This window comes from Streptomyces boncukensis, from assembly GCF_011045075.1.
Taxonomy (GTDB): Bacteria; Actinomycetota; Actinomycetes; order Streptomycetales; family Streptomycetaceae; genus Streptomyces; species Streptomyces boncukensis.
The window spans coordinates 1-6,165 of the sequence record NZ_JAAKZZ010000448.1 but is presented as its reverse complement, the minus strand read 5'-3'; the positions used below and the strand labels follow the sequence as shown (position 1 = coordinate 6,165).

The 6,165-nt window shown below is 68.0% G+C and carries 5 protein-coding genes; all 5 read left to right on the top strand.

Annotated elements, in window-relative coordinates:
* On the top strand, positions 1-3,584 hold a 3,584-nt coding region (locus G5C65_RS29295; protein WP_165302064.1), incomplete at its 5' end, for a DUF6531 domain-containing protein.
* A gap of 12 nt (positions 3,585-3,596) precedes the next feature.
* On the top strand, positions 3,597-3,989 hold the full coding sequence (locus G5C65_RS29290; protein WP_165302063.1) for a hypothetical protein: 393 nt from the start codon (positions 3,597-3,599) through the stop codon (positions 3,987-3,989).
* Between the two features lie 59 nt (positions 3,990-4,048).
* On the top strand, positions 4,049-4,600 hold the full coding sequence (locus G5C65_RS29285) for an NADAR family protein (protein ID WP_165302062.1): 552 nt from the start codon (positions 4,049-4,051) through the stop codon (positions 4,598-4,600).
* A gap of 218 nt (positions 4,601-4,818) precedes the next feature.
* A complete protein-coding gene (locus tag G5C65_RS29280; protein ID WP_206442404.1) occupies positions 4,819-5,376 on the top strand; it encodes a hypothetical protein in 558 nt (185 codons plus the stop codon).
* 60 nt (positions 5,377-5,436) lie between these two features.
* Entirely contained in the window at positions 5,437-6,021 is a 585-nt protein-coding gene (locus G5C65_RS29275; protein ID WP_165302061.1) for a TIGR03086 family metal-binding protein, read from the top strand.
* The last annotated feature ends 144 nt before the right edge of the window (positions 6,022-6,165 follow it).

Below are 6,165 nucleotides of genomic sequence, written 5' to 3'. Positions count from 1 at the left end.
GTACGGCGCGGCGGGCCGCGCGGGCGGCGGAGCGGGGCGGGGCACGGGCCCGGCCCGGACGCGAGGGCGTACGCGAGAGCCCGCGCAACGGGGCGCGGCAGAAGCTGCACAAGTGGTTCGGCCGGGACCCGGTGGACTTCGCGACCGGCCGGATGCTGCTGGCCCAGACGGATGTCGCGCTGCCCGGTGTGCTGCCGCTCGTCTTCCAGCGGCAGTTCGAGTCGTCCTACCGGGCGGGCCGGTGGTTCGGCCCGACCTGGTCCAGCACGCTCGACCAGCGCCTGGAGACCGACGCGGAGGGCGTCGTCTACCACGGCGAAGAGGGCCTGCTGCTCGCCTACCCGCACCCGGTACCGGGCGGCGTACCGGTGCTGCCGGAGGAGGGCCCGCGCCGGACCCTGGAGCGCACACCGCACGGCGACTACGTCCTCACCGACCCGGAGTCGGGCCGGGTGCACCACTTCACGGGCGGCGGAGAGCGCGAGGAGACGGCGCTGCTGGCCGAAGTGGCGGACCGCAACGGCAACCGGATCACCTTCGACTACGACGAGGAGGGCACGCCGCTCGGCGTCGTCCACTCGGGCGGCTACCGCCTCCGCGTCGAGACGGCGGACGGCCGCGTGACGGCCCTGCACCTGGCGGGCGCGGCGCCCGACGGAGGCGACCAGCAGCTCATCCGCTACGCCTACGACACCCACGGCAACCTGACGGAGGTGGTCAACTCCACCGGCACGCCACTCCGCTTCGGCTACGACGACCGCGGCCGCATCACCTCCTGGACCGACACGAACGGCAGCCGCTTCGGGTACGCGTACGACGACGAGGACCGCTGCGTGTGGCAGTCCGGCGAGGCGGGCCGCCTCCTGTCGACCCTCGACTACAGCCAGACCGACCCCCGTACCGGCCTCCGCGTCACCGCCGTGACGGACTCGCTGGGCCACACCACCCGCTATCTGGTCAACGACCGCCTCCAGATCGTCACCAGCGTCGACGCGACCGGTGCCACCACCCGCACCGAACGCGACCACGACGACCGCGTCCTGGCCACCACGGACGCGCTGGGCCGCACCTGGAGTGTGGAGCGGGACGGGGAGGGCCGCCCGGTCGCGGAGACCGCCCCGGACGGCTCGTGCACCCGCGTGACGTACAACGAACTGGGCCTGCCGACCCGCGTAGTGGGCCCGGACGGCGCGGAGTGGCGGTACGCGTACGACGAGCGGGGCAACCGCATCCAGGTGACGGATCCGGCAGGCGGGACGACGCGCTGCACGTACGCGCCCGACGGCTCTCTCACGTCGGTCACGGACGCGCTGGGCGCGACGACCAGGGTGCGCTGCGACAGGGCGGGCCTCCCGCTGGAGATCACCGACCCGCTGGGCGCGACGACGGCGTACCGCCGGGACGGGTTCGGCAACCCGGTGACGGTGGTCGACCCGCTGGGCGGGACGACGCGCCTGGCCTGGACGGTGGAAGGCAGACTGACCCGCCGAGAGGGCCCGGACGGCGCGCAGGAGTCGTGGACGTATGACGGCGAGGGCAACTGCGTACGCCACGTGAACCCGAGCGGCGGCGAAACGTCTTATGAGTACACCCACTTCGACCAGCTCAGCGCCCGCACCGGCCCGGACGGCGTCCGCTACACCTTCACCCACGACACGGAACTCCGCCTGACGGAGGTCACCAACCCCCAGGGCCTCACCTGGACCTACACCTACGACCCGGCGGGCCGCCTGATCGCGGAGCGGGACTTCGACGACCGCACCCACCGCTACGACCTGGACCCGACGGGTGCCCTGACCTCCCGTACGACCCCCCTGGGCGAGGTGATCCGCTACGAGCGGGACGCGCTGGGCCGCACGGTCCGCAAGGACGCGGCAGGCGCGGTCACCACCTACGCCTACGACCCGGCGGGCCGCCTGCTGGAGGCCACGGCCCCGGGCGCGGAAGTGCGCTACCAGCGCGACAAGCTGGGCCGAGTCAAAACGGAGCTGGTCAACGGCCGGGCGCTCACCCATGCCTACGACGCGCTGGGCCGCCGCACCCGCAGGACCACGCCCACGGGCGCGGTCTCCACCAGCACCTACGACACGGCGGGCAACCGCACGTCTCTCACGGCGAACGGCCACACCCTCGACTTCACCCACGACGCGGCGGGCCGCGAAACCCAGCGTGCCATCGGCGCCAACGACCTGGCCTTGACCCAGCTCTGGGACCCGGCGGGCCGCCTGACCAGCCAGTCGCTGACGCGCACGGCCTCGGATCCGATTCAGCGCCGGGACTACACCTACCGTGCCGACGGCTACCTCACGGGCGTAGTCGACTCCGTCACGGGCCGCACCGCCTTCGACCTGAACGCGGTCGGCCGCGTCACGGCGGTGCACGCGCGCGACTGGACTGAGCGGTACGCCTACGACGAGGCGGGCAACCAGACGGAAGCGACCTGGCCCGAGACCCACGCCTTCCAGGAGGCGAAGGGCCCGCGCACCTACACGGGCACCACGATCACGTCGGCGGGCAGGATCCGCTACGAACACGACGCGGCAGGCCGCGTCACCCTCCGCCAGAAGACCCGTCTGTCCAGGAAGCCGGACAGCTGGCGCTACCAGTGGGACGCGGAAGACCGCCTCGTTCAGGCGACCACGCCCGACGGCACGGTCTGGCGCTACGCATACGACCCACTGGGCCGCCGCACGGCGAAGCACCGCATCGTGGGCGGCGAAGCGGTCGAGACGACCTTGTTCGCCTGGGACGGTCCCACCCTCATCGAGCAGACGACCACGGCCCCGGCCCTCCCGCACCCGGTCACCCTCACCTGGGACCACAAGGGCTTCACTCCGCTCACCCAGACGGAGCGTCTCACCAACGAGTCCACACAACAGGAAATCGACTCCCGCTTCTACGCGATCGTCACCGACCTGGTGGGCACCCCCACCGAACTGGTCGACGAGTCCGGCGACATCGCCTGGCGGGCTCGCTCCACCCTCTGGGGTACCACCACTTGGCCCACAACCAGCACCACCTACACCCCCCTCCGCTTCCCGGGCCAGTACTACGACCCGGAAACCGGCCTCCACTACAACTATTTCCGCTACTACGACCCTGCGACGGCCCGGTACGCATCCCCCGACCCACTTGGCCTGGGGCCTGCCCCTCTCCCGACCGCGTACGTCCGCAATCCGCACACATGGTCAGACCCCTTTGGGCTGGCCCCGACAGGTGGGTGTCCACCGACGCCTGACGTTGGAGATGTGGACTCGCTCGTCAGGAATATCGACGAGCGAACCGTTTTCCACTATTCGAACAGGGAAGGGTACGAGGGGGTACTGGACTCGGGGACTGTCAGAGCGGATGGAAAGGGGCGAGCATATGTGACCCAGGAGATGGTGTCTCCGGAAGATGCCCATAATTTCCTGTTTGCCGGCAACCCCGCATACATAGGGAAGGGTGACTACATGATTGCGATACGCACTCCGGAGGGGACGGTCCTGCGTGTAGGGGAACAGCCCAACGAGCTTATCCATCAGGGCTCGCTGCGTTTTTCTCGCGATGATATAATCTATGCTGGCCCCAATCCATTCAATTAGAGGCATGGTCGAATGAAGGTTGACTTCTCGCTCAGGGAGCTCGAAGTGCTATCGCAGGCGATTATGCGCCTGCGTTTCGAGGACGCAGTCTCAGGGATGTTCTTGGGGAGCTCATACTTGGCAGCCTCTCATGAGCGAATCGTTGACTCGATCATCGCAGAATGCGAGAAGGGGGGCGATGTGGGACGCGCCGCCCGTTGGGTGGAATGGAGAGAATGGCGGGGTCGTAGCTATGAAAGGGATGTCATCCGGAACTACGTGACTACCCTTGACGCATGGTCCATCTGGAGCTACGAGCAAAAGATTGACTTCCTGCGGATCAGCTGCTCGCCGTTCTCGCCAAGCGACTCCGAGCTCGGTGAACTGTGCCGCGAAATCGATGCCAACTCGCATGAGGTGGACTAGTGAACGCTGTCCACCGGCGTCAAGGCGTAGGGTCTGATAGTCCTGAGCCATGTGTCGCCATGCCTCAGACGATCGAGGAGGCCGTGGCCCTGGAGGAGTCTGGCCAGCCGATGCGGTTCCTGTTTTTCTGGGGAAACCGGCGGGAGAGCGACGACAATCCCGGGCGTGGATGCCTCAGTCAGTGGTGGGAGGGTGAATTCCACACAGGAGGGCGTCTCTTCCGATCCGCAGAGCATTACATGATGGCGCACAAGGCATGGCTGTTCGAGGATCACGAGACTGCGGGTCGCGTTCTCGAAGCTTCGCATCCTGGTGAAGCGAAGTCGCTCGGCCGTCAAGTGCGAGGGTTTGACGAAAGAGTCTGGATCGAGCACCGGTACGACATTGTCCTTCATGGGAACATTGCCAAATTCTCGGCGGAACCAGAACTGCGGAATTTTCTCCTGAATACACGTAATCGCATACTAGTGGAAGCGAGTCCGCTGGATCGGGTCTGGGGAATCGGATTGGCCGCAGGTGACGAACGCGCAACTTCGCCCGCTTCGTGGCAGGGGCACAATCTACTGGGTTTCGCACTCATGCAGGTTCGCGAGATACTGGCTTCGCAGTAGCTGAGCCTCTTACGCATGCAGCGCTGGAAAATTCCCCCGCGGGCATAATTGAAGGACTTGTATCGGCGGTCCCGGCCCTGGGACTCGCTCGTGGCGATGTGGACGCGAGCCCGTACGCCGGCCGCGGACTGCGATCTGGCCGCGGGGCGGGGCTGCGGCGATGGGTGCGGACCGAAATCGGTCGTGTGACGCGGTCGAGGGCTGGCACGCTGTATCCCATGGACCGTCCGGAAGTGCTGCTCATCGGAGGACGTGCCGGTGTCGGCAAGACGACCGTGGGGTGGGAAATCTCGGCGCGACTGCGTGCCGCAGAGGTCTCGCACGCGGTCCTTGAGGGTGACTTCCTGGGCCTTGTGCATCCGGCGCCGAAGGGGGACCCTCGCCGATTGGAGATCATCGAGAGCAATTTGCCGGCCGTCTGGGCGAATTTCGCCCGGTTCGGCTACCGACGCCTGATCTACACAAGCACCGTGAGCGTGCTGCCCGAGGCGACGGGCATGTTCGAGCGCGCCATGGGAGCGGGAGTGCGGTTCGTACGAGTACTGCTCACTGCCTCTGACGCCACCACCGGCGAGCGGCTGGCGGGCCGGGAACTGGGCTCGGAGCTGGATCGGTCGCTGAAGGGCAGCGCCCGCAAGGCGCGGCTCCTGGACGAGGCGGCGGCGCCCGCGGACACGGTGCGGGTGGCGACCGACGGGCGGCATGTCGTGGACATCGCACATGAAGTGGTGGCCGCCACCGGCTGGATCGTGCAAGACGCCACCGGGCCATGCTGAACTTGCTGTGCAGCCACCGGTGACCATCCCCTGTCAGCGTGCCCTTGTAGGGTCCCCATCATGACGACAGAGTCGGCCCATGACCCGCGTCCCCTCCTCGCCCGAGCACTTGATCAAGCCGGGAAGCAGGTCGCGGCGGTGGGTCCTGATGAGCTGGGCAACCGCACTCCCTGTGCCGACTACGACGTTCGCGCGCTGCTCGGGCATGTCGTCTCCGTGCTGCGCAAGCTCGCCCGTGTCGGCGCGGGAGGCGATGCGCGCGACGTCCCCGATGTGATCGACGATATTGCCGATGACGGCTGGGTGAGCGCGTTCACCCGGGCCCGTGGCGAGGTCGAGCGGGTGTGGGCCGACGACGGGTTGCTGGACCGCACGGTCGAGCTGCCGTGGGCCGCGCTGCCCGGCCGGGACGTTCTTGAGGCGTACACCCACGAGTTCACGGCTCACTCCTGGGACCTCGCCCACGCCACTCGGCGGCTCGCCGAGCTCGACCCCGACCTTGGCGCGCAGGCCCTCGACGCGTTCTCGAAGTTCGTGCGGCCGGAGGAGCGCGGCGAACAGGGCCCGTTCGGCCCGGTCGTACCCGTGCCCGACGACGCCGACGTCTACACCCGGCTGGCCGCCTACCTGGGGCGCCGACCGTAGTCAGCGGAATGTGGTGCGGATGTGCGCGTCGAGACGTGCGAGTGGAGGCGAGGCTGCCGTGGTGTTCTCCGATGCTGATGTCGCCGCGATGTATGACGTGCTGAACCCGTGGCAGCGGCGGGCGGGGGAGGAGGGGTTCTACCT